Source organism: Anaerobacillus sp. 63XJN7_4_ISO-PGPR-S23-413 (assembly GCF_056173725.1).
Window position 1 is genome coordinate 1,127,920 of sequence record NZ_CM149688.1, and the last position, 21,719, is coordinate 1,149,638.

Genomic DNA, 21,719 nt, shown 5'->3' on the forward strand with positions numbered 1-21,719 from the left:
GAATTGATATGGAAAAAGTTGCGAGGAGATGGATGATGAAAAGGGTAAAGTTAGATGATGTTGCAAAAGCAGCAGGAGTAACGCGCACAACAGTTTCTAGAGTGATTAATAATCGCGGATATATAAGTGAGCGTACGAGAAAAAAAGTAAAAGAAGCGATGGAAGAATTAAATTATTATCCGAACGATCTGGCGCGGTCTCTTTATAAAAAAAAGACGCGCTTTATAGGATTAATCGTACCTACTATAAGCAATCCGTTCTTTGGAGAGCTGACTTTTAATGTTGAAAATATGTTGGCGGATTTAGGCTATAAGGTTATTTTGTGTAACAGTCTGGATAATCAAGAAAAAGAAGAGTCTTATTCAGATATGTTGATTCGCCATCAGGTCGATGGAATAATAGTTTGTTCCCATAACAGGGGAATTAGTACCTATCAACGTCAAAACATCCCGGTTGTAGCCGTTGATAGGTATTTATCAACAACAGTTCCTGTGATATCTTCAGATAATTACCAGGGAGGGAAAATGGCTGTCGAGCATTTGATAGAAAAAGGTTGTAAGAATATTGTACATATCAATGGTCCGGCTCAGTTAGAGACCCCTACACAGTTAAGAAGAAAAGCTTACGAGGATATTATAACAAACCCAATTACTTATGAAATTCAAGATGTATTTGATGTACAGCAAACGATAGAGCTAATACGAAAGATCTTTGCCGAAGTTCCGCAAGTGGATGGCATTTTTGCAAGTGATGATATGATTGGTGTTTCTTGTTTAAATGTTGCTAGAGAGATGGGGATTGAGGTTCCAGATCAATTGAAAATTGTCGGCTATGACGGGACAAAAACACTAATGAATATTCAACCCAACTTAACAACCATCAGGCAACCTATTGAAAGTTTGGCTAAGAGTACAGTGAACACCCTTCTGAAATTAGTTGACGACCCGGAAGCAACAGTTGATTTAGAAACGGTACTACCGGTCCAATTACTGAAAAACAGAACAACTTAAATTTTTGAATCGCTACTACTTTTTTATGTCAACCGGTTGATATTTGTAAGCGGTTGCTATATGATATGAACAAATAATGTAAATTTTTAAAAAAGGGGGTTACATCATCACAATATGTCAACCGGTTGACTTAAATCACATTCTGATTTGAAGGGGGAGTTTTTTTGGAGAATAAAAACATTTTATCTAACACCTTGCCAAAAACGAGTCAAGCAATAAAGCGTAAAGAGAAGTCACAAACAAAACGTCAACATAAAAAAAATATGCGCACCAATTATATCCTCTATCTATTTCTGCTTCCCGCTATCATCCTGACACTTGTCTTCCATTATGTGCCCATGTATGGAACCGTTATTGCATTTAAGGACTTCAGTCCGACAAAAGGAATTTGGGGAAGTGATTGGGTCGGGCTAGAGCACTTCACTAACTTTCTACAGTCGCCCAATTTTCTGAGTATCTTGATGAATACAATAAAGCTCAGTTCTTTCGATTTGATCATTGGCTTTCCTATTCCGGTCATTCTGGCCCTCATGTTAAATCAGTTAAAACGGGCTCAGGTCAAGAAGAACGTCCAATTAATTCTTTATGCACCGCATTTTATTTCAGTAGTAGTAATCTCCGGAATGTTGTTTATTTTCCTTTCTCCCACAGGGCCGATAAACAGTATAATGACACTTTTCACTAATGAACCATATTCATTTATGTCTGATCCAGATGCATTCCGATCCATTTATATTTTCTCGGGCGTATGGCAGAGCGCTGGATTTGCATCGATTATCTATGTGGCAGCACTGTCGAATGTTGATCCTCAGCTCCATGACGCTGCTACGATTGATGGAGCATCTTTGCTCCAAAGAATAAGACATATTGATCTTCCTACACTGAAGCCAGTTATGGCCGTATTGTTCATATTGGCTGCGGGTGGAATTATGGCTATTGGATTTGAAAAAGCCTATTTATTGCAAACAAGTATGAACTTGCCAGCTTCAGAGATTATACCAACCTACGTTTATAAACGCGGATTACAGGCTGGAGATTATTCATTTGCAACAGCCGTAGGATTATTCAATGCCGTTATCAATGTATTCTTACTGTTCTTTGTGAATTATGTCGTCAAGAAACTTAATGATGGTGAAGGTCTTGTGTAAAAAGCGATAGAGGGAGTGGGAAGAAAATGAACAATATAATTAACAATTCACGGAAAGACCGATATCTACTCATTATCAACAAGATTCTTTTGTCAGTTATTGTTTTAATCGTGTTAGTACCTCTTTTGTATGTGCTGCTGGGTTCTTTTCTCCAGCCGAGTATCTTGTTAACTAAAGGGTTCTCACTGAATCCCGATCATTGGACAATTGATGGCTATTCACAAATTTTTGCCGATGGGACGATTATGAGGGGATTCTTTAATTCCATATTATACGCTACTACATTTACGTTTATATCTGTACTAGTTGCAGTGCTTGCAGGATATTCCTTATCCGTTGACAATCTGGCTTGGAAAAAGAGCATCATGTTTTTCTTCTTACTTACCATGTTTTTCAGTGGTGGGTTGATTCCTACATACTTGGTGGTTCGAGGTCTTGGATTGTTAGATACGATTTGGGCAGTTATTCTACCTGGCTCCGTCTCTGTCTGGAATATCATTTTGGCAAGAACTTACTTTAAAGGGCTTCCAAAAGAATTAAAAGAAGCGGCCAGGATTGACGGTGCCTCCGACTTTATGATTTTCGTAAAGATTATTATTCCATTATCTAAGCCGATTATATTTGTGCTGGCACTATACGCTTTCATTGGACAGTGGAATGCTTACTTTGAGGCCATGATTTATTTGGATGATCAGACTAAATACCCGCTACAGCTCATTTTGCGTTCTATACTAATACAAAATGAAGTCCAACCTGGGATGATCTCAGATCAATTGGCTATGGCTGAAATGCAAAGGTTATCAGAAATGATTAAATACTCATCCATTGTGCTAGCTAGTTTACCTTTACTAGTTATGTATCCATTTTTTCAGAAGTACTTCGAAAAGGGTGTTATGGTAGGCTCATTAAAATAATGAAAAGAGGAGAAATGTTATGAAAAAGGTAAAGAACGCGTTGTTTGGAGTGGTGTTAGGGTCGTTGCTACTATCAGGATGCTCAAATGAACAAAGTGCTGCTAAGGATTACGAGCTATCAGATATTACCTTCCCAGTTGAAGAGGATGTCACGCTTAAGTTTATGACTGGAAGCTCTCCGATGGCTCCGGAAGATCCAAATGATAAATTAATAAGTCAACGTTTGGAAGAAGAAACAGGTGTGCATATTGAGTGGGATAGTTATTCAGGAGAAGCGTTTGTTGAGAAGAGAAATTTAGCAATGTCAAGCGGTGACTTTCCAGATGCGATTATGAACTCTGGATATAGTGACTATGAATTATTAAACCTTGCAGATGATGAAGCGATCATTCCTGTAGAAGATTTAATTGAGGATTATATGCCAAATTTACAAAAGGTGTTTGAACAGGCACCAGAATATAAGGAAATGGTAACTGCACCAGATGGTCATATCTATTCTTTTCCATGGATTGAGGAGTTAGGTACTGGTAAAGAAAAGATTCAGGCAGTAGAGGGCACAGGTTGGATTAATGTGAAATGGCTGGATGAATTAGGACTGGAGATGCCTCAAACGACGAAGGAATTAGAAGAAGTACTCAAGGCGTTTCGAGATCAAGATCCTGCGGGTGAAGGACAAACGATTCCTATGTCCTTTATTTTAAACGGGGGACAAGAGGACCCTGCCTTCTTATTCGGCTCGTTTGGTGAAGGGGACAACTGGAATCATACGGTCGTTTCAAATGATAAAGAAGTCGTATTCACGCCAACTACAGATGGTTATAAAGAGGCGATTAACTATTTACATGGTCTTTATCAGGAAGATTTAATTGACGTGGAAGCGTTTGAACAAGATTGGAACAATTATGTTGCCAAGGGTGGTAACGAACGCTACGGTGTATATTTCACATGGGATAAGAATAACATCTCAGGTGAAAATTATGAGTTGTTGCCTGCTTTGGAAGGACCGGATGGTCAAAAAAATGTAGCCGTAAGCAACTCGCTTGGTTTTGATCGATCAAGAATGATCATCACGAGTTCTAATCAGAATCTGGAGTTAACAGCAAAATGGATTGATCAGATGTATGCTCCACTTCAGTCCGTTCAAAATAATTGGGGCACATATGGAGATGAAGAGAAACAAAATATCTTCGAATATGATGAAAACGAGGAGATGTTAAAACATTTAGAACTAGAAGGAACAGCTCCAGTTGAATTACGGGAACAATCAGCGCTTGGTGGTCCGTTAGCTATACTGAATAGCTACTTTGGCGAAATTACAACAATGCCAGGTGATGCTGCCTGGAGAATGGATTTACTTCATGAGAAGCTAGTCCCTTACATGAACGCAGATTATACGTACCCGAATGTATTTCTTGAACTAGAAGAACTCGAAACAATTTCTGAAATTGAGGCAGATTTATTTCCTTATGTGGAAAGAAAGCGCTCAGAATGGATTGTCAACGGTACAGTGGATGAAGAATGGGAAGCTAGCTTGGAAGAATTGGAGCGTTTAGGCTTAACGGAATGGATGGAAATTAAGCAAAATGCATTTAACAAATATATGGAAGCACAGGAGGACAAGTAATTGAAAACGCAAGACTTGCTAACATATAGACCTTACTTACATTTTGCTCCTAAAAAATATTGGTTGAATGATCCCAATGGCATGGTTTACTTTAAAGGCGAATATCATCTGTTTTTTCAGCACAATCCCAAAGACAATATACATGGCCCTATGCACTGGGGCCATGCAGTAAGTAAAGATATGATCACTTGGGAACAACTGGGTATTGCTTTATACCCTGATGAACTTGGAACGATATTTTCTGGGAGTGTCGTGGTGGATTGGAACAACACATCTGGATTCTTTCCGAATGAACCTGGTTTAGTGGCGATATTTACCCACCATTTACATGAAGAAGGGAAGATGCCTGTTCAAAGGCAAAGTCTTGCATTTAGCCATGACGACGGGAGAACCTGGACAAAATATAAGCATAATCCAGTCCTTGTTGACGATGCAAAAGTAGACTTTAGAGATCCAAAAGTTATATGGCATAACAATACAAGTCGATGGGTGATGGTTGTAGCAACCGGTCAAACGATATCAATTTATTCATCTATTAATCTAATAGACTGGGAATTTGAGAGTGAATTTGGAGAATCGGTAGGGTCTCATGAAGGAGTATGGGAATGTCCTGATTTGTTCGAGCTACCGGTCACTGGAAGTAACAAATCCGAATGGGTGTTGCTAGTTAGCATTGGGGATAATCCGGAATTTGAGAATGGTTCGCGTACTCAATATTTTGTTGGCTCCTTTGATGGCCAAAACTTTTTAAACCATCATGAAGATATTAAGTGGTTAGACGCAGGAAAAGATAATTATGCCGGGGTAAGCTTTTCTGATATTCCTGAGAAGGACGGGAGGAGGATTTACCTTGCATGGATGAGTAATTGGCGCTATGCAAATGAAGTTCCTACCTATGGTTGGAGAAGCCAAATGACGTTACCGCGCGTTCTTCAACTCCATCAAGAGCAGGAAAGCTATACAATTATTCAAACCCCTGTGCAAGAGCTAGATTCTTATTTTACTGAATCCAAAACCCTAAGTAATGTGGGTGTCTCAGCTGATTCACCGCTAAAGCTTAAGTTGGATGAACCGTATTTCAAAATGAACTTTGTTATTGAGAGTATGGATGCTGAAACTTATAAGGTTATGTTACATCACTCTGCTGAACATTTTACCTCCATTCACATCGACACGAAAAAGGGAGAATTGTCACTGGACAGGAGTGCATCAGGGGAAGTGGATTTTTCTAGAAATTTCACTCATGTTCAAACAGTAAAAATCGATTGTACAGAGGAGATGAAACTTACGGCAGTGGCTGATGCTTCTTCCATAGAGTTATTCATCAATGATGGAAAATACGCATTAACCAGTTTGGTCTATCCTGACAAAATATGCTCAGAGCTTTCTGTATCTAGTGTAGGAGGGGAAATTAACATAGCTAAATGCACTCTTTCAGTGCCAAGTAAGTAGGTTTCTCTTCAAGATAAAGTTTGACGTAAATGAAGAATAGATAGAATTTACCGCCAACTAGAATGAAGCAAAGATCAACTAAACAAAAGCCTTATCTCAATTATAGAGCAATTGAGATGAGGCTTGTTTTTTTGCATAGCCTTGTATCAAAACCAATCATAGTGGAATTTCAGTACATATTGCTTTACGTTTTCAGTTGAAAAATACGGTTTTACGATAGAGAACGGAACTCATTATGCTTGTTAATTTCTTTTCGATTTCACTACAAGTGATTGTAGCGTATCGCTAAACGATCTTCGCATCGATGTTTTTAAAAGAATCGACGTTTGAGGGGAGGCGAACTGATCTAAGAGCGTGAGCAGCTGCGATTGCGTTGTCACGTTATGAATGGCTGACGGATTCATGCCTAACTTAGCGGCTTCGCTACAAATCGGATAGGCGTTTTTCCCGACGGCGATTAGCACATCCACGTCTTTCTTCGCGACAAGCGCACCGACTTTGCGATGCTCCTGCTCGGCGTAGTGACCGAGCTCTTCCATTTCACCGAGGACGGCAACTGTTTTTCTTCCCTGAGCGGTTTCAATAAGAACTTCCAATGCCGCTTCGATAGAAGTTGGATTTGTATTCCACGTGTCATCAATAAGCAGGCTGCCCTTTTTTCCTTCATAGAATTGCAAATGACTTTTGACATGGTGAAAGGACTTCAAGCGACGAATGGCATCTGGAATCTTTACGCCAACGAGGGAGGAAGCGGCGATCGCTGCGAGCGCATTGAAGACGTTATGCGTACCGTATCCTGGTACAAAACAAGAAAATTCACCTTCACGACAAACAAGGATAAAATCCATGCCGTTCTTCTGAAGATTGAACCGAATGCTGTGTGCTCGGAAATGAGCTGATGAATCCTGTCCATAGTAAAGAACCTTACCGGTAAACTCGCTTAGATCAAGGTTTCGAATCGTTTCATCGTCCCGATTTAATAGAATCGTCCCGTTCTTTCCAACGGCTTTTAACATCTTCGCTTTTTCCGCGATATACGCATCCTGACTTAGAAATCCCTCGATGTGATCCGTACCAATGGCTGTGATAATACCGATCTGTGGCCGGAAATAATGAGCGGAATAAAGAAGCTGATTAGACCCAGAGACTCCCATCTCAAACACAGCACTGTCTGTTGCATCATCAATTTCTAGTAAATAATCGAGGTTTCTCGCCAGTCCATTATGACTTAACTTCGTACTAACAACGCGATCTCTTTCCTTCAAAATCCACGTGATCATTTCCTTCGTCGTTGTTTTACCGCAGGTGCCTGTCACCCCAATGACAGGTAGCTGAAATAAGCCTCTGTAAAACGAAATAAAGCGATAATACGCTTTTCTAACGTCTTCTACATAAATGACCGTTACGTCTTCTTTCACATTTTTAAGAGCTTTCGGGTTAGAGGTGACAACCATGATATTTTTCGCTTTATCTGGTAAAGGCATGGACGACTTTCGTTTAAGCATAAAAACTAACGACTGATCTGTAATAAGGTGCTCTCCATATTTTGCGGCGTTTTTCACTGTTTTTGCGGTGCTTCCAGATAGAACCGTTCCTTCTAGAACAGGAAGGAGCCGTGGCAGTGGAAGATGCTTCATATTAACCACACTTTCGCTTTAGACTTACTCCTATCTTATTCCAGACAAGGGGGAGGTGTACGGGCATATCTCTCCTGTCATTCTACCAATCTTTTAGGAGCACATTCCTATTTACTTCCAAATGCATATACTACCTTCGTAGTCAGTCGGAAGAGAATGATATGTTTTATGCAATGGAGCGGAGGGAGTAGGATGTTAGGCGTCAAACCGTACCTTCAGAAAAATGATCGGTTGATTGTATCGAACAAAACTCACATTAGTCGCGAGGTACAATCGGAAAAGACTTATCGTATTCAATTTGGCATCAAATACTGGAACGTCACTGTATATCATTCAGATTATGCGAAAGAAGATGAACTCCATCTCTCAACGAATGTAATTGAAGAGCTCGACCTCCCATTATCGTGTCATTATGATGTTATCGTGCAAGGTGACACGATCATTATCGGTCCATTTATTGGGATTCTTTGCGAATTAACAAACAAAAAGCTAGTCGAACTAGTATCCACATACAAAAGCTTCGTCAAAGGCTACCGCGCGATCGGCGGCGCGGTGATAGTCTTCTCTATCGAAGGGATTCAGAAAGAAAAGCGAATGATCAACGGCTTTCTTTATCATCCCGTGAAAAAAGTCTGGGAAGTTATAAAGCTCCCTTATCCTGCCGTCGTGATGTCCATTGCCGAGCCAAGCTTAACGTCCTCCTGGGAGAAGTTTCACGAGTGCATGACCGATTTTGAACTTCGTTTAGGAGGAAGAGTGTTTAACTATCCCCATTTCTCAAAATGGGAAATGTATCAAATGTTGCGTCCTGAATTTAAAGAATATCTGCCGGAAACCGTGCTGTACGAGGATGTGCAGAGCGTCCGCGACATGCTGCGTAGACATGATAGCATCTATATCAAGCCATTAAACGGCCGATTAGGGAAAAGCATATTGAATGTGAAGAAGGAGAAACATCACATTATCGTGAAATACGATGAGAACCGAAGAAGACGCGAAGAACGTTTCGAGAGTAAAGAGGAGAGCGATGTCTTTTTCCGGAAGCATCTTGAGACAAATAGCTTTCTTATTCAGCAAACGATCCCACTCAAAACATATGAACAAAGAGTTATCGATTTTCGCGTGATGACTTCAAAGAATCATAAAGGAATGTGGGAAACAATCGGGATCTATTCACGCTATGGCGCAAAAGGGCAAATCGTCAGCAACATTACGGCCGGCGGTCATACCGAAATAGCGAGGGCAACGTTAAAAAACGTCTGGAAGCTACAGGACAAAGAAATTCAAAGGGTAGAAGAAGAAATGAAACGCGTCGTGTTAAACTCGATTCAGAAAATCGAAGAACAGGGCTACCATCTAGCCAATATCGGCGTTGATATCGGATTAGACGACAACTGTCAGATCTCAATCATTGAAATCAATCATCAAAATCCCGATCCGTATATTGCGATGATGGCGAAGGATCGACTGGCGTTCTATACGAGCCGGTATCAGAATATGAGATATGCACGGTATTTGGGTGGGTTTTAGGTGGGGGATAATTTATGTAGAGAAAACTTCAGTTGGTGTGGGTTTTATAGGTGAATAATTAGAAATAAGCTAGCTATCCTTTTAAATCTTCTTACAAAAAGCTAATCGAGATTAGCACATAAGAAAAGGATAGCTATATTACTCTAATGACATTCTTCAGACGCTTCATTGATTGAACCTTTCAGCAAATTCAACTATCGGATCGACGCGGAAACAAAGCGGCTTCATCTCTTTAAACGAACACATCACTTGATCGGATGATTCATCAAAGAAGACGATCGCATAATCATCATCACTTTCCGAGAAAACACGCTGCCCATAAGGTAGCGAATCATCATGTTGAAGTGTAATATCCTCTATATCAAATGTTGAATAAATCCATTCTTGTACTCGCTCACGAGCTTCCATGTTTTAACCTCCTTTAGTAATCACTACTCCTATTGTTACCCGGATTAAATGATGATTAAGCCATTTTTATGTTATTTTAAGTAACAGAGACCTTTTTTAGATGGGTGAAAATGGCACGTAATAGGCGGCGAAATAACGGTTGAAATCGGACGGAATGAGGTTTTAGATCCTAGAGGAAGAGCATTTAGCGAGATTAGTATTAGTGAATGTTAGAATGATTCTAGTTAGCTAATAAAAAGTGATTTTAGCCAATATATTTCGTTTTTAGCCAATAAAATGATAAATTAGCCAATATATTGGTATTTCGGCCAATAAACAGCCGTTTACCGGAGGAGAGACGTTATGAAATTTCATTTTGTTCCAATCTCATTCGAATCTGCACAGGAGATTGATGATTGGCACTATGAGGGAAAGTTTGCTGACCTTTATATGACCCCTTACTTTATATCTGGTGAGAAAAATGGTGTTTTCACAGGTCCTGGGGGCTGCGATGGATTTGTCGCTATGCATGAAGGGACTGTTTCAGGTTTATTTGAGTTTACGATCGTCGATGGAGGATTGGAGATCGGACTTGCTTTAGCTCCTGATTTAATTGGAAAGGGAATAGGTCCCGATTTCGTTAAACAGGGCATTGCTTTCGGTTTAGAGCAATATGAAGGCGTGAACGATTTTATCCAGTTAGAAGTGGCTGCCGCAAACAAACCGGCCATGCGCGTGTATGAAAAGGTAGGGTTTGTGAAGACAAACCAGTCCGCAGATCAGGTTGAAATGAGGCTTCCCGTAAAGCAGAAGCTTTAATACTGGTATTAAAAAAACTATGGTCTATCAGTACATAATCGCCTCTCACTGTTTGGCCCCATTCAAGCATTATTGAATGGGGCCATTCGTTGTGTTTCGGAAAATGGGGAGAGGGATTGTCTCTTCGATTTGAGCGATAGAACCGATGGAATGCGGTATCCTGATTCATAACCAGCGTAGTTAGCTAGGCTAAGGTGGTCGGCCGTTGCTTGTATGGACCAATTCCGTAGTTCCGTTAAATGTTTTAGCCTCATATAAAACGCGAGCTATAGAAACTTTTTACATAGATTAGCTTAACCAAATAAAAGCTTCTATAAAAAGGTACGCCTATTAAGTACAAAAGCCTTGAACTATTTCATGAAGTAATTATAATGGGGAATGTTGATATGCGTTACACGAACTATTTCAAGTGATGGAAATGTAACTTATGAATAGATACTAGGGGGGACCATTCCCTCGCTAGAAGCAGAGAATGGGTAAATTTCAGGCATATCTGTAGAGAAATTGGTGCAGTTTGTGAAACCACCTTTTGCCGGAATTTTAACACGACAGTTCGATAGATTAGAAGACGAAGCAGAAGAAGGAGAATCATCATGCCGACAACTATGACCAACACAAGAACCGAATCCGATTTCTTGGGAGAAAAGGAAGTTCCGATTGATGCTTATTATGGCATTCAAACGCTACGCGCCGTGGAGAACTTTCCGATCACGGGCTATCGCATCCATGAAGAATTGATCAAAGGGTTCGCCATGGTGAAGAAAGCGGCGGCGCTCGCCAACATGGAAGTGAAGCATCTGTATGCTGGAATCGGAAACGCAATCGTTGAAGCAGCGGATGAATTGATGGAAGGAAAGATGCATGATCACATCATCGTCGACCCGATCCAGGGAGGCGCTGGTACTTCCATTAACATGAACGTAAACGAGGTTATCGCGAACCGCGCGATTGAATTGTTAGGCGAAGAAAAAGGGAACTATATTGCTTGTAGCCCGAACACCCATGTGAATATGTCACAGTCAACAAACGACTCGTTTCCAACAGCGATTCATCTATCCGTCTTAAATATGATGGAGCAGTTGCTAAGCACAATGGAAGACATGCATGCTGCTTTCGAACAAAAAGCAGAAGAGTTTAACCACATTATTAAAATGGGACGCACCCATCTTCAGGATGCCGTGCCGATTCGACTTGGTCAGGAGTTTCAAGCTTACAGTCGCGTGATTGCGCGCGATATGAAACGGATCAAACAATCTCGTCAGCATTTGTATGAATTGAACATGGGCGCAACGGCAGTAGGAACGGGACTGAATGCCGATCCGCGCTATATTGAGTTCGTCGTCAAAGAACTAGCGGAAATTAGCGGTTTACCACTCGTAGGAGCGGAAGATATGGTCGACGCCACGCAAAATACCGACGCCTACACCGAAGTTTCTGGCGTGTTAAAAGTGTGTATGATGAACATGTCAAAAATCGCAAATGACCTAAGGCTAATGGCATCCGGACCACGAGCGGGATTAGGCGAAATCAGCTTGCCAGCAAGACAGCCCGGATCTTCGATTATGCCTGGTAAAGTGAATCCCGTCTTACCCGAAGTTATTAACCAGGTCGCTTTCCAGGTAATCGGAAACGACAACACGATCTGCCTCGCTTCAGAAGCAGGGCAGCTCGAATTAAACGTCATGGAACCCGTGCTCGTCTTCAATTTGCTTCAATCACTCAGCATCATGAAGAACACGTTCCGCACGTTCACAGACAACTGCCTTAAAGGCATCGAAGCAAACGAAGACCGACTCAATGAGTACGTCGAAAAAAGCGTCGGCGTCCTAACCGCCGTAAACCCGCACATCGGCTATGAAGTAGCCGCACGAATCGCCAGAGAAGCAATCCTAAGCGGCGCCTCGATCCGAGAGCTTTGCTTGAAGTACGATGTGCTCACAGAAGAAGAACTAAACTTAATCTTAGATCCGTACGAAATGACCCATCCAGGAATCGCTGGTGTGTCGTTGTTTGATCGAGAGTAAGCCGAACGGTGTTTGAAAGATAGATCGAGAATAGGGAAAAGTCGTACTTTGCGCTCGCGCGAGGTGCGGCTTTTTTGTAGTGGTGATGGAGGGCGGGATGTCGAGAGCTTGTGGGTGGGAAGGTAGTTAGGTTGGGGGGCGGTGGTTAGAATGATTCTAGTTGGCTAATAAAATGGGGTTTTGGCCAATATATTTTGGTTTTTGCTAAAAAAATGGGGATTGGCCAATATAATCGGATTTTAGTCAATAAAGAGCGGTTCTCTCCTATCACGAGGGTATTCTTGCTCAGTAATCGCACGTTTCAACCAGGCACGCCTTCTTAATTTCGGGAAACCCTTCACCTAACCCGATACTTCCTACTGAAAAATCGTTTTCGATCCCAGCGGAAAACTCAGCTTCTCCGCCATTTATCGTACCATCCACGTTCAATCCGCCCATTTCACTTTGATAAACATTAGTGAATTCAACTGACTTGATATCCTCGTAATTGTTCATAAGGAAGCTTTCAACAGATTTTTTAGCTTTTGTTTTTGTTCCATCATCATAATCGTCACTACAACCTGCTACAAGGAGAAGGAGTGTGCCAAGAAAAATGATTCGTTTTTTCACAGAGTCACCTCAGATCCATATTTAGTATTCACAAACTCTTTCTTCACACCCTTTTTTCCGAGGTGGGAAATTTTTGCTTCGAATGGCTAACCCGGCGACTGTAAAATCGTCTTCGAGGTTGATGGTGAAATCCTCCCCCTGATTCACCGTACCATCAATCGCCATGCCGCCCATTTCTGTTTGATAGGGGGCGTCTAATGTCATTTCTTCTATTAAAAAGTTGTTCACCATATAGCTTTCCGTTACTTCGGTTGCTTTCTGGATGGTCTCCTCATCATACGTTTCTGCCTGGCATCCGCTAAGAAGGATCACCAAAGCGAGAAAAGCACCTCTATAGGACTTCATTCCATTTCCCCTCCTATCGAGTCAGTGTTCATATGTACATGTGCGCTCCATACAGTCCTCTTTTCGATCCGGAAATGTCTCGCTTATCCCAATACTCCCAACCGAAAAATCATTTTCAATTCCCGCAAAAAAAGTGTCCTCACCGTTATTCACTGATCCCTCTACCGTCATGCCGCCCATTTCATTTTGTTAGACGGTTGTGATTGTAACGGATTGGGTCTCTTTAAAGTTGCTCTTGATGTAATTTTGTGTGGAAGCCTCCGCTTTAGCGATGGTTTCTTCATCATACGTTTCTTGGGAAGATCCCCAACTACACCCACCGAGAACAATTAAAATAAGAAGCACCATAAAAAGTCGTTTTAACAAAAAATCACCTCGCGATCAGGAAAGAGAAGACGCGCTTTTTTCGTCACGTTAATAGTCACAAATGTTCTCCAGACACGCTTCTTTCTTCTCGGGAAAATTCTCACTCTGGATCGACATAACTGAAATCGTCAAATCATTATTTAACATCACTGAAAAAGCCTCTCCATTTGCTTTACCCTCAAGCTTAAAACTTCCCATCTCTCCCTGATAGGGATCCTTCAGCGTGATCTGTTCAATGCTCTCATAATTATTTTCTATATAGCTTGTCGCGCTCGCTTTCGCTTCTTTGATCGTTTCCTCGTCATATTCCTCTCTTTGCATCAGACTACATCCCGTAAGTAAAAGAAATGTTAATGCCAAAAGAGAAAGGGGCCATTTCATAAAATCACTTCCTTAGAAAGATACAATCTATCATTTGAGACTAGATATTAACCTATTCTTCCAGCTGTCCATAGTCACACGAGTGCTCCAGGCACGCTTCTTTCCGCTCGGGAAATCCCTCGCCCTTCCCGATCCCTCCGACCGTGTAATCTTCATTTACCCCAATATTAAATGTGGCCTCCCCATTGACCGTTCCGTTTATCATTAAACCTTCCATCGGATCACTCGTATCCTCGCTGAACGTCATTATTTCTACGTCCTCATAATTATGACGGAAATAGCTTTCTACGCTCTCTCTTGCTTTTTCAATCGTTTGTTTATCAACCGTTTCTGATGAAGATATGGCATTACATCCTAATAAAAAGATTAAAAGGAAGATGCCAATAGTACGTTTCAAAAAAACACCTCCCTGTTAAAGAATATAATGACAACTTAGTCATCACAAACTTTCTCCTTACACGCTGGTTTCTCTACAGGGAAACCCGTTCCTTCGCTGATCGCGATCACCTTTAACGAGTTGTCCATATCCATTGAGAACACATCCTCACCATTTACTTTTCCTCGAATCACAAGCCCACCCATAGGGCTACTATGATCGTCACTAAAAGTGACCTCATCAACGTTATCATAATTTGCTCTTAAAAAATGTTCCGCTTCTTTCTCTGCTTGTAAAATGAATTCTTCCGAATACTCATTACTACCAGTAGAGAACAGACTACACCCGCTAAGGAAAAGGGCGAGCATGATAAAAATTGGTACTTTCCATTGCATGATGATCACCTTTCGTGAACGGAGGTTAGAAGTTGCCCTACCACTGTTAGAATCATTCTAGTTAGCCAATAAAATGAGAATTTGGCCAATATATCGCGAGTTTGGCCAATAAAATAGCAGAATGGCCAATATAATTGGATTTTAGCCAAAAAAGAGGGCGACACTCGGTATAAGAGGGGGGATTAATAACGAGGCCACCATGTTCAGTTAGTAATCACACGTTTTTTCGATACATTCCTGCTTACGGTCAGGGAATTCTTCTCCTTTTCCGATGCTTCCAACTGAAAAGTCATTTTCGACTTCGACATCGATCGAAAAGGTTGCTTTGTCATTCCCATTTACAATGCCAGAGATCATCATGCCGCCCATCGGACTAGTTGTGTCCTTATCAAACTCGATCTGATCAATATCTCTATAATTGTGAATTAAGTAGCTTTCAGCTGTAGCTCTTGCTTTTGAGATCGTTTCATCATCGTACGCTCTTGATGAGTTCTGGCTACAGCCGAAGAGCAGGATAAGGCATACAACAAATAGAAGGGGCCTTCTATTCAAAACGAATCTATCCTTTCTTTACAAGTTTCTAACAAACTTTCTTTTTACATTCGTCTTTTAATTCTAGAAAAAACGCATCATGAGAGAAACCAACGACATTGTAATCATCTTCCTAATTTAAATTTAAGGTGAAGTGTTTATCGTCATTAACTTGACCACTAATGAACACAGTTCCCATTGGTGAAAATTGATGCGAGCTGATTTGTACATGATTAAAGGTTCGGTCACTCACAAATCTGCTCTTTACACGCTTCTTTCATATCAGGGAAATCCTCTCCTGGAGCTAAATGCCCAATTGAAAAATCACTTCGAACCCCAGCTGTAAATTCAGCCTCCCCGTCATTAATCGTTCCCTCAATCGTTAAACCACCCATTTCACTTTCATAGGAACTGGTTATCTCAACGGATCCGATATCTTCATAGTTATGAGCAATAAAACGTTCAACCGATTTCTTTGCCTTATCGATTGTTTCCTTATCATAGTCGTTTCCCTGTGAGAAAAAACCGCAAGCCCCTAATAGAATGGAGAGGGTGAAGAATAAAAATAATCGTTTATAAAAGGGAACCACCTCGTTTTGATTCACGTTGTTAATAGATTGGTAGTGATGAAAAACGCTGAATCTAATTATACCAAATAAAGGTAGAGGATGAAGAGAGCGTTAATTTGCTAGTTTCATTACGATTGAAAAGCATGTTTCGTATATGAGGGTAAGTGGTAGTTAAAATAGAAAGTTACAATATTTGGATGGTGTGAGAATAGGAGATTTGAAGGGGGTATACATGTCTTTTGGTAAAAGGTTCCATATTACATGGTTGATTGTAATGGTATTAATGAGTATTGAGTATGTATTTTTGCCTGATCATGTCATTATAAAGGGTCTTGCACTAGGTTTAACAACCATGACAGTTGCTACCGTATTGAACAAACTGTATCCTGCAAAAGAAAAAACGAAATAATCGTACATCCATAACCAGGTAAGATCATTTTTCACAGCTAAACGAATCATAACCATACACAACTCGAGTTGCGTATGGTTATGAGGTGTCTTATTTACGAACCATAAATCTGTTCTTTACAAGCTTCTTTCATCTCTGGAAACCCTTCCCCTAATCCTAAACTTCCAACAGTAAAATCATTATCGATTCCAGCTGAGAACCTAGCTTCACCACCATTGACCGTTCCATCTACATTTAGTCCACCCATTTCGCTTTGATAAACTTTAGTGACCTCAACGGATTCAATCTCTTCATAATTATTCGTGATAAATTTCTCAATAGAAGCCTTTGCTTTTTCCTGTGTTTCGTCGTCATAATCCTCGCTCTGCGTATGGAAGCTACAAGCAGCTAACAGGAGAAGAACGACAAGGGGAAACGTTTTTAATGTAGAAATAGAACCATCTCCTAACCTTTAGCGCGAATATGGAGCAAGCGCATTGAATGTGAGAAACAATTAATCGTCACATAATCTCTCCAAACATTCTTCTTTCTTTTCAGGAAACTGTTCACTTTGAATCGCTACCCCAGCTACCATCAGATCAGTGTCCAGGCTTACAGAAAAAGCTTCACCGTTTGCTTTACCATCCACGGTCATAATCCCCATTTCTGCTTCATAGGGCTCGGTTACTGTAAGGGTTTCGATGTTAGCGTAATTGTTTTCTATGTAACTCGTCACGTTTGCTTGTGCTTCTCTCACTGTTGTTTCGCTGTATTCTTTCGTACTACAACCAACTAATAAAATGAGCGATACAATGGTGTAAATACGGATGAATTTCATTTGAGCATCACCTCGAGATGAATCATTTTATGTATAAATTTCAATCGGCTAGCTTTATGCATTTTCTCGTTTAGTCTAAACAGTATAAAAGGGAAGAAAGTAGCCCACATACTGCAAAAAGAAAACCTGCTTGCACAGACAAAATCTGTGGCAACAAGCTGAGAGAGCACTATCTTTATTACTTACTTATTTCATAGTCACAAGATTGCTCTTTACATTCTTCTTTAGGCTCTGGAAAGCCTTCCCCCATGCCAATGCTTCCGACTGTAAAATCATCATTCACTCCGATATTAAATGTCGCTTTTTTATTAACGGTGCCTTCAAGAACAAGTCTACCCATCGGTGCAGAAGGAGACTCTTGGAACTCTACGCTTTCGACTTTTTGATAATTATTTATAATGTAACTTTCTACGCTGGCTTTCGCCTTTACGATTGTTTCTTCGCTGTAGTTTTCGCTGTTAGAGTTCACACAGCCTCCTAGCACTACTAGTGATAGGAGTAGAAAGAAATGAATTCGTTTCATTTTCATCAATCCTTTGTAGCTAAATTGAACATGAATTTATTATACCAAATAGAGTAAAAATAGAACCTTATCAAATTTGACTTAAACCGGATAGTGACAGGCACTCGCGAACTAAAAAGTAAGAAAAGAAGGGGGATTATCACATGAATTTTAATCTGGCTGAAGCGATAGAAATACTTGAACGAACGCCACGGTCTTTGGAAGGTTTACTCACTGGATTATCAAACAGTTGGTTAACGACGAATGAAGGAGATGGAACGTGGACTGTCTCTGAAGTGATCGATCACTTGATCGAGAGTGAGAGAACGAACTGGATTCCAAGGGTAGAAACGATACTAAACGGTGGGCAGAATACTTTTCCGCCGTTTGACCGGTACGCTCATCTTACAAATACCACTGAAACCCCCATCGAAAAGAAACTAGATGAATTTAAAGAAGCTCGCTTCAATAGCTTATCGCGGTTAAAGCAGATTGTGGACTCCGAAGCTCAGCTTGAATTAACGGGCATTCACCCCGCATTTGGTGAAGTAAAGCTAAATGAATTGCTAGCTACATGGGTCGTACACGATTTCACTCATGTTTCCCAAATCGTAAGAGTGATGTCAGAGAGGTATAGAAAAGATGTTGGGCCATGGGAAGAGTATTTAGGGGTTTTAAAGTGTTGAATAAAGAAAGAGAGGAAAAGCTAACTTCTGAAAGACGGAGGTTAGCTTTTTATGTATCATTTGTGGAAAGAGTATTGATCAAGCTAAATAAATTTAATTCAAATGAACGATCTCTATGAGGTCAGCGTCATATAGGTGCAGGTAAAGGAGAGGGTTGTATGGAACGCGAGGAGGAGATTCAATTAATTCAGCAGGCACAAGCTGGAAACGATGATGCGTTCACTCAGCTTTTTCAGTGCTATTATGCTTTCCTCTATAAGTATCTTTTAAAGCTAACCTTAAATGAAGAGAACAGCGTGGATCTTGCTCAGGAAACCATGATGAAGTGTTACGTCAAACTTTCTTCTTATAAAGGAGAAGGGAAGTTCTCGACGTGGATGATTTCGATCGCTTCTAGGCTGTACATTGACATGCTTCGGAAAGAAAAACGAGAAAAGAAATGGGTGGATGAAGAGAAGCGTACCTTATCGCGAAAGTTAGCGTGGGACTCGAGTACAAAGGGGATGAATTGGAGCGACCTTTTCACAGATTTTAATACGTTAGACTCCACGCTCAGAGTTCCGATCTTGTTACGGCATTATTATGGCTACTCGTATGATGAAATTGGGAAAATGCTCGGGATACGCTCAGGAACAGTGAAATCCAGGGTGCACACAGGTTTACGGAAGTTACGAAAGGAGTTGGATACGCCGTGAATGACAAGGAAGAAGAAAAGATCGTTCAACACCTCAAGCAGGATTGGCAGCATATAGATGATCTTGGAAAAGAATCACTTTCTCATCTTGATATGGAGAAACAACTAGTACTGTTTCAACAAAAAAAGAAAAAAGCGTTTTACATTGAAAGTGCGCTCTTCTTGTTAACAGCAGTCGTGATTTTGACCGTGGTTATCGTAAGTCTTTTTGAAGCTCCACTTTTCTTTCTATACTTCCAGATCGTTGCAACTCTGATTGCTCCTTTTGCTGTCTATTTCACTTATAAGAAAGTGAATAAGAAAGGAATGTTTGATTATGACAAATCTTGAGCTCTACGTCTTTGTTCCGATTCTTATTCTCTTGTTACTCACGCAAAGCATGCTTCTCTTTGTAGATGCAAAGAAAAAAGGGAGTTACCCGTGGCTATGGGGGATCTGGGGATTGATTCAATTACCGATGCCGACCTTATTTTACTTGCTGTTCGTCGTATGGCCATATAAACGAAGGTTAAAGGGGAAGAGGTGAAAAAATGGACATCTTGAACGACATAAATTGGGCGTTAGTGGCGCCATTGTTGATCTTGCAGGCGATCTTAACCATTTCAGCGCTTGTTAGTTGTATCAAACAGAAAGAAACAAACGGACCGAAATGGATGTGGATCCTTCTTATTCTCTTTGTGAATCTCTTTGGGGCAATCCTTTACTTTGTGATCGGACGTAAAAACAGTTAGGTGGTGAAAATCATGCTTGTTAACATCGACAATCTATCGAAACAGTTTAAAGGTAAAAAAGCTGTCTCGAATCTCTCCTTCACCATTCAGGAGGGAAGCTGCATGGCTCTATTAGGTCCTAATGGAGCGGGTAAAACAACGACGCTGCAAATGTTAGCTCGAATGCTCACACCTGACTCAGGATCCATTCAATTTAACGGATATCAGAATAAAGACTACCGGCCATTGATTGGCTTCTTGCCTCAGCATCCGTCCTTTTTTAATTGGATGACAGCCAAAGAATTTCTTGCTTTCGCCGGTAAGCTATCATCGATACCAAAGGTAGAGCTTCATGATCGCGTAGAGGAGGTGCTAGCGTTCGTTAGCTTAGAAGAGGCCACGTTTAAAAAAATCGGTGGCTTTTCTGGGGGAATGAAACAGCGCCTCGGATTAGCGCAGGCCTTGCTTCACAAACCGAAGCTTCTCATTCTAGACGAACCGGTTTCTGCGCTCGACCCAAAAGGAAGACGAGACTTTTTACAACTGATCGAAGTACTGAAACAGAACATGACGATTCTATTTTCGACTCATATCTTGCACGATGCAGAGCAAATTTGTGATGAAGTTCTTATTCTGCAAGATGGCTGTTTAAAGTGGAAAGGGTCATTACCTTCATTGCGTAAAGAATTTGATTTATTGCCAATTAAAGTACAAACCGAAGAACCGATGAACGGCATCATCGAACAGCTTGAGATTATCGAAGCTTATGAATATATTGATCTTAAAACCGTAAAGGTGAGACTTCCTGCGCATGTTCACCCAAATGAGCTGTTACAGGAGCTCATTAACCGGAATAGAGCAGTAACTCACTTTGAAATGATGCATGATTCATTAGAAGATGCTTATATGAAGGTTGTGAGACAATGAACCGGTTTCTAACGCTATTACACAAAGAAATTCTCGAGCTAATGCGGAATGGCAAATGGATCTGGCTTCCGGTCGTACTGATGATCATCGGCATCTCGCAACCTCTGACAAGTTATTATATGCCACAAATTCTTGATATGGCCGGTAATCTACCAGAAGGAGCTAGTATCACGATCCCGATCCCTACGGGTGAAGAAGTATTGAGCGGCGCCCTCTCTCAATATGGCACGATCGGTACCCTGCTGTTCGTTCTCGCAACCATGAATGTGATCGCTCAGGAACGACAAAACGGTTCCATTACGCTCGTTATGGTGAGACCCGTTAACGAGTGGCAATACTTAGGCAGTAAGACTGTGGCCCAGCTTGCTCTCTTGCTCTTATCACTTCTATTAAGCTACTGTCTCACATGGTATTATACGAATTTATTATTTACTTCAGTAGACTGGAAGCTAATGATGAGTAGCCTCGTCATTTACTCCTTTTGGGTTCTCTTTGTCGTCTCTGTTACCATTTTTGTCGGAACAATCCTCCAGCACAATGGCGGAATAGCCGGCGTTAGCATTCTCTTCCTCTCGCTGCTCAGTCTGCTAACGTCACTACTTCCGAAATTCATGGAATGGAGTCCAGGAAATATACGAGGAGAAGCGATGAAGGTTTTAGTCGAGCAACAATGGACCCAATCAACATGGGTCGTCATCGGTAGCACGACGACCTTATCGCTCTTATTGTTTATTGCAGGTGTTACGGTGCTGAAGAAGTATAGGCATTATTAATAGCGGGTGACAGGCACCCGCGAATTCCCTACGACTAACGTATAAAAGATCCAAGCGGCGTCAATAATGAAACGACTTAATACG

29 protein-coding genes and 1 pseudogene are annotated in these 21,719 nt (G+C 41.0%); 16 read left to right on the top strand and 14 right to left on the bottom strand.

Translation table 11 applies throughout. The features are described from left to right. The first annotated feature begins 8 nt into the window (after window positions 1-8). From AC0VYO_RS06175 to AC0VYO_RS06195, 5 genes are all read left to right on the top strand, one after another. Entirely contained in the window at window positions 9-1,010 is a 1,002-nt protein-coding gene (locus AC0VYO_RS06175; protein WP_475368648.1) for a LacI family DNA-binding transcriptional regulator, read from the top strand. A 263-nt stretch (window positions 1,011-1,273) separates the two neighbouring features. Continuing rightward, window positions 1,274-2,158: an ABC transporter permease gene (locus AC0VYO_RS06180; protein WP_475367470.1), complete on the top strand. Its 885-nt coding sequence runs from the start codon at window positions 1,274-1,276 to the stop codon at window positions 2,156-2,158. A 26-nt stretch (window positions 2,159-2,184) separates the two neighbouring features. Beyond that, window positions 2,185-3,072 carry a carbohydrate ABC transporter permease gene (locus tag AC0VYO_RS06185; RefSeq protein WP_475368649.1) on the top strand — a complete coding sequence of 296 codons (888 nt, stop codon included), beginning with the start codon at window positions 2,185-2,187 and terminating at the stop codon, window positions 3,070-3,072. Window positions 3,073-3,091: 19 nt separating this feature from the next. Continuing rightward, window positions 3,092-4,696 (top strand): extracellular solute-binding protein, encoded by a 1,605-nt coding sequence (locus AC0VYO_RS06190; protein ID WP_475368650.1) that lies wholly within the window; start codon window positions 3,092-3,094, stop codon window positions 4,694-4,696. Further along, window positions 4,697-6,148 (top strand): glycoside hydrolase family 32 protein, encoded by a 1,452-nt coding sequence (locus AC0VYO_RS06195; protein WP_475366899.1) that lies wholly within the window; start codon window positions 4,697-4,699, stop codon window positions 6,146-6,148. A gap of 242 nt (window positions 6,149-6,390) precedes the next feature. On the opposite strand, the gene AC0VYO_RS06200 is transcribed toward AC0VYO_RS06195, so the two are convergent. Beyond that, window positions 6,391-7,785 carry a Mur ligase family protein gene (locus AC0VYO_RS06200; protein WP_475366900.1) on the bottom strand — a complete coding sequence of 465 codons (1,395 nt, stop codon included), beginning with the start codon at window positions 7,783-7,785 and terminating at the stop codon, window positions 6,391-6,393. Window positions 7,786-7,977: 192 nt separating this feature from the next. On the opposite strand from AC0VYO_RS06200, the gene AC0VYO_RS06205 reads away from it, so the two are divergent. Continuing rightward, on the top strand, window positions 7,978-9,315 hold the full coding sequence (locus AC0VYO_RS06205; RefSeq protein WP_475366901.1) for a YheC/YheD family endospore coat-associated protein: 1,338 nt from the start codon (window positions 7,978-7,980) through the stop codon (window positions 9,313-9,315). 165 nt (window positions 9,316-9,480) lie between these two features. Here the strand turns inward: AC0VYO_RS06205 and AC0VYO_RS06210 are convergent, their stop codons facing one another. Then, window positions 9,481-9,723, bottom strand: a complete 243-nt coding sequence (locus tag AC0VYO_RS06210) for a hypothetical protein (RefSeq protein WP_430245072.1) — start codon at window positions 9,721-9,723, stop codon at window positions 9,481-9,483. A gap of 342 nt (window positions 9,724-10,065) precedes the next feature. Between AC0VYO_RS06210 and AC0VYO_RS06215 the strand changes: the two genes are divergently transcribed. Beyond that, window positions 10,066-10,521 carry a GNAT family N-acetyltransferase gene (locus tag AC0VYO_RS06215; protein ID WP_430245070.1) on the top strand — a complete coding sequence of 152 codons (456 nt, stop codon included), beginning with the start codon at window positions 10,066-10,068 and terminating at the stop codon, window positions 10,519-10,521. Between the two features lie 131 nt (window positions 10,522-10,652). Here AC0VYO_RS06215 and AC0VYO_RS06220 read toward each other — a convergent pair. Then, window positions 10,653-10,775 (bottom strand): annotated as a pseudogene (locus tag AC0VYO_RS06220) (transcriptional regulator); the annotation flags it as partial. Between the two features lie 339 nt (window positions 10,776-11,114). On the opposite strand from AC0VYO_RS06220, the gene aspA reads away from it, so the two are divergent. After that, window positions 11,115-12,545, top strand: a complete 1,431-nt coding sequence (gene aspA / locus AC0VYO_RS06225) for an aspartate ammonia-lyase (RefSeq protein WP_194220727.1) — start codon at window positions 11,115-11,117, stop codon at window positions 12,543-12,545. A 285-nt stretch (window positions 12,546-12,830) separates the two neighbouring features. On the opposite strand, the gene AC0VYO_RS06230 is transcribed toward aspA, so the two are convergent. From AC0VYO_RS06230 to AC0VYO_RS06265, 8 genes are all read right to left on the bottom strand, one after another. Next, window positions 12,831-13,154: a DUF1433 domain-containing protein gene (locus AC0VYO_RS06230; protein ID WP_475368651.1), complete on the bottom strand. Its 324-nt coding sequence runs from the start codon at window positions 13,152-13,154 to the stop codon at window positions 12,831-12,833. A 21-nt stretch (window positions 13,155-13,175) separates the two neighbouring features. Then, the gene (locus AC0VYO_RS06235; RefSeq protein WP_475368652.1) at window positions 13,176-13,499 is read right to left on the bottom strand and encodes a hypothetical protein; all 324 of its coding nucleotides are present in this window, start codon (window positions 13,497-13,499) and stop codon (window positions 13,176-13,178) included. Window positions 13,500-13,688: 189 nt separating this feature from the next. Further along, window positions 13,689-13,865, bottom strand: coding sequence for a hypothetical protein (locus AC0VYO_RS06240; RefSeq protein WP_475368653.1), 177 nt, complete (start codon window positions 13,863-13,865; stop codon window positions 13,689-13,691). A 48-nt stretch (window positions 13,866-13,913) separates the two neighbouring features. Next, on the bottom strand, window positions 13,914-14,186 hold the full coding sequence (locus AC0VYO_RS06245; RefSeq protein ID WP_475368654.1) for a hypothetical protein: 273 nt from the start codon (window positions 14,184-14,186) through the stop codon (window positions 13,914-13,916). Window positions 14,187-14,298: 112 nt separating this feature from the next. Further along, entirely contained in the window at window positions 14,299-14,643 is a 345-nt protein-coding gene (locus AC0VYO_RS06250; RefSeq protein WP_475368655.1) for a DUF1433 domain-containing protein, read from the bottom strand. Between the two features lie 35 nt (window positions 14,644-14,678). Further along, a complete protein-coding gene (locus tag AC0VYO_RS06255) occupies window positions 14,679-15,017 on the bottom strand; it encodes a DUF1433 domain-containing protein (RefSeq protein ID WP_475366906.1) in 339 nt (112 codons plus the stop codon). Between the two features lie 207 nt (window positions 15,018-15,224). Continuing rightward, window positions 15,225-15,569 (bottom strand): DUF1433 domain-containing protein, encoded by a 345-nt coding sequence (locus tag AC0VYO_RS06260; RefSeq protein WP_475366907.1) that lies wholly within the window; start codon window positions 15,567-15,569, stop codon window positions 15,225-15,227. A 224-nt stretch (window positions 15,570-15,793) separates the two neighbouring features. After that, window positions 15,794-16,153: a DUF1433 domain-containing protein gene (locus tag AC0VYO_RS06265; RefSeq protein WP_475368656.1), complete on the bottom strand. Its 360-nt coding sequence runs from the start codon at window positions 16,151-16,153 to the stop codon at window positions 15,794-15,796. A 196-nt stretch (window positions 16,154-16,349) separates the two neighbouring features. Between AC0VYO_RS06265 and AC0VYO_RS06270 the strand changes: the two genes are divergently transcribed. Then, window positions 16,350-16,526, top strand: coding sequence for a hypothetical protein (locus AC0VYO_RS06270; RefSeq protein WP_194220742.1), 177 nt, complete (start codon window positions 16,350-16,352; stop codon window positions 16,524-16,526). 94 nt (window positions 16,527-16,620) lie between these two features. On the opposite strand, the gene AC0VYO_RS06275 is transcribed toward AC0VYO_RS06270, so the two are convergent. The 3 genes from AC0VYO_RS06275 to AC0VYO_RS06285 all read right to left on the bottom strand — a co-directional run bounded on the left by AC0VYO_RS06275 (window position 16,621) and on the right by AC0VYO_RS06285 (window position 17,866). Further along, window positions 16,621-16,773, bottom strand: coding sequence for a hypothetical protein (locus tag AC0VYO_RS06275; protein WP_475366909.1), 153 nt, complete (start codon window positions 16,771-16,773; stop codon window positions 16,621-16,623). Window positions 16,774-17,019: 246 nt separating this feature from the next. Continuing rightward, window positions 17,020-17,343, bottom strand: a complete 324-nt coding sequence (locus AC0VYO_RS06280) for a hypothetical protein (protein WP_475366910.1) — start codon at window positions 17,341-17,343, stop codon at window positions 17,020-17,022. A gap of 178 nt (window positions 17,344-17,521) precedes the next feature. Further along, on the bottom strand, window positions 17,522-17,866 hold the full coding sequence (locus AC0VYO_RS06285) for a hypothetical protein (RefSeq protein ID WP_475366911.1): 345 nt from the start codon (window positions 17,864-17,866) through the stop codon (window positions 17,522-17,524). A 143-nt stretch (window positions 17,867-18,009) separates the two neighbouring features. On the opposite strand from AC0VYO_RS06285, the gene AC0VYO_RS06290 reads away from it, so the two are divergent. From AC0VYO_RS06290 to AC0VYO_RS06320, 7 genes are all read left to right on the top strand, one after another. After that, window positions 18,010-18,531 carry a DinB family protein gene (locus AC0VYO_RS06290; protein WP_475366912.1) on the top strand — a complete coding sequence of 174 codons (522 nt, stop codon included), beginning with the start codon at window positions 18,010-18,012 and terminating at the stop codon, window positions 18,529-18,531. A gap of 158 nt (window positions 18,532-18,689) precedes the next feature. After that, window positions 18,690-19,226, top strand: a complete 537-nt coding sequence (gene sigY, locus AC0VYO_RS06295) for an RNA polymerase sigma factor SigY (RefSeq protein ID WP_475366913.1) — start codon at window positions 18,690-18,692, stop codon at window positions 19,224-19,226. After that, the gene (locus AC0VYO_RS06300; RefSeq protein ID WP_475366914.1) at window positions 19,223-19,555 is read left to right on the top strand and encodes a YxlC family protein; all 333 of its coding nucleotides are present in this window, start codon (window positions 19,223-19,225) and stop codon (window positions 19,553-19,555) included. Before sigY ends, AC0VYO_RS06300 begins: the two co-directional genes overlap by 4 nt. Beyond that, window positions 19,542-19,751, top strand: a complete 210-nt coding sequence (locus AC0VYO_RS06305) for a transcriptional regulator (RefSeq protein WP_159781743.1) — start codon at window positions 19,542-19,544, stop codon at window positions 19,749-19,751. Before AC0VYO_RS06300 ends, AC0VYO_RS06305 begins: the two co-directional genes overlap by 14 nt. 4 nt (window positions 19,752-19,755) lie before the next feature. Beyond that, the gene (locus AC0VYO_RS06310) at window positions 19,756-19,956 is read left to right on the top strand and encodes a PLD nuclease N-terminal domain-containing protein (RefSeq protein WP_194220751.1); all 201 of its coding nucleotides are present in this window, start codon (window positions 19,756-19,758) and stop codon (window positions 19,954-19,956) included. 12 nt (window positions 19,957-19,968) lie between these two features. Then, on the top strand, window positions 19,969-20,862 hold the full coding sequence (locus AC0VYO_RS06315) for an ABC transporter ATP-binding protein (protein WP_475366915.1): 894 nt from the start codon (window positions 19,969-19,971) through the stop codon (window positions 20,860-20,862). Beyond that, window positions 20,859-21,635, top strand: a complete 777-nt coding sequence (locus AC0VYO_RS06320; protein WP_475366916.1) for an ABC transporter permease — start codon at window positions 20,859-20,861, stop codon at window positions 21,633-21,635. The genes AC0VYO_RS06315 and AC0VYO_RS06320 overlap by 4 nt, the downstream gene beginning before the upstream one ends. Window positions 21,636-21,719 lie beyond the last annotated feature (84 nt).

What these genes read in the sequence shown, in the direction of transcription:
- AC0VYO_RS06310 (WP_194220751.1), top strand. Translation starts at nt 19,756, where the DNA reads ATGGACATCTTGAACGACATAAATTGGGCGTTAGTGGCGCCATTGTTG.
- AC0VYO_RS06290 (WP_475366912.1), top strand. Translation starts at nt 18,010, where the DNA reads ATGAATTTTAATCTGGCTGAAGCGATAGAAATACTTGAACGAACGCCA.
- AC0VYO_RS06280 (WP_475366910.1), bottom strand. Translation starts at nt 17,343, where the DNA reads ATGAAATTCATCCGTATTTACACCATTGTATCGCTCATTTTATTAGTT.
- AC0VYO_RS06180 (WP_475367470.1), top strand. Translation starts at nt 1,274, where the DNA reads ATGCGCACCAATTATATCCTCTATCTATTTCTGCTTCCCGCTATCATC.
- AC0VYO_RS06235 (WP_475368652.1), bottom strand. Translation starts at nt 13,499, where the DNA reads ATGAAGTCCTATAGAGGTGCTTTTCTCGCTTTGGTGATCCTTCTTAGC.
- AC0VYO_RS06285 (WP_475366911.1), bottom strand. Translation starts at nt 17,866, where the DNA reads ATGAAACGAATTCATTTCTTTCTACTCCTATCACTAGTAGTGCTAGGA.
- AC0VYO_RS06200 (WP_475366900.1), bottom strand. Translation starts at nt 7,785, where the DNA reads ATGAAGCATCTTCCACTGCCACGGCTCCTTCCTGTTCTAGAAGGAACG.
- AC0VYO_RS06315 (WP_475366915.1), top strand. Translation starts at nt 19,969, where the DNA reads ATGCTTGTTAACATCGACAATCTATCGAAACAGTTTAAAGGTAAAAAA.
- AC0VYO_RS06210 (WP_430245072.1), bottom strand. Translation starts at nt 9,723, where the DNA reads ATGGAAGCTCGTGAGCGAGTACAAGAATGGATTTATTCAACATTTGAT.
- AC0VYO_RS06270 (WP_194220742.1), top strand. Translation starts at nt 16,350, where the DNA reads ATGTCTTTTGGTAAAAGGTTCCATATTACATGGTTGATTGTAATGGTA.
- AC0VYO_RS06205 (WP_475366901.1), top strand. Translation starts at nt 7,978, where the DNA reads ATGTTAGGCGTCAAACCGTACCTTCAGAAAAATGATCGGTTGATTGTA.
- AC0VYO_RS06255 (WP_475366906.1), bottom strand. Translation starts at nt 15,017, where the DNA reads ATGCAATGGAAAGTACCAATTTTTATCATGCTCGCCCTTTTCCTTAGC.
- AC0VYO_RS06185 (WP_475368649.1), top strand. Translation starts at nt 2,185, where the DNA reads ATGAACAATATAATTAACAATTCACGGAAAGACCGATATCTACTCATT.
- AC0VYO_RS06175 (WP_475368648.1), top strand. Translation starts at nt 9, where the DNA reads ATGGAAAAAGTTGCGAGGAGATGGATGATGAAAAGGGTAAAGTTAGAT.
- AC0VYO_RS06245 (WP_475368654.1), bottom strand. Translation starts at nt 14,186, where the DNA reads ATGCAAAGAGAGGAATATGACGAGGAAACGATCAAAGAAGCGAAAGCG.
- AC0VYO_RS06215 (WP_430245070.1), top strand. Translation starts at nt 10,066, where the DNA reads ATGAAATTTCATTTTGTTCCAATCTCATTCGAATCTGCACAGGAGATT.
- AC0VYO_RS06320 (WP_475366916.1), top strand. Translation starts at nt 20,859, where the DNA reads ATGAACCGGTTTCTAACGCTATTACACAAAGAAATTCTCGAGCTAATG.
- sigY (WP_475366913.1), top strand. Translation starts at nt 18,690, where the DNA reads ATGGAACGCGAGGAGGAGATTCAATTAATTCAGCAGGCACAAGCTGGA.
- aspA (WP_194220727.1), top strand. Translation starts at nt 11,115, where the DNA reads ATGCCGACAACTATGACCAACACAAGAACCGAATCCGATTTCTTGGGA.
- AC0VYO_RS06305 (WP_159781743.1), top strand. Translation starts at nt 19,542, where the DNA reads ATGACAAATCTTGAGCTCTACGTCTTTGTTCCGATTCTTATTCTCTTG.
- AC0VYO_RS06190 (WP_475368650.1), top strand. Translation starts at nt 3,092, where the DNA reads ATGAAAAAGGTAAAGAACGCGTTGTTTGGAGTGGTGTTAGGGTCGTTG.
- AC0VYO_RS06275 (WP_475366909.1), bottom strand. Translation starts at nt 16,773, where the DNA reads ATGGGTGGACTAAATGTAGATGGAACGGTCAATGGTGGTGAAGCTAGG.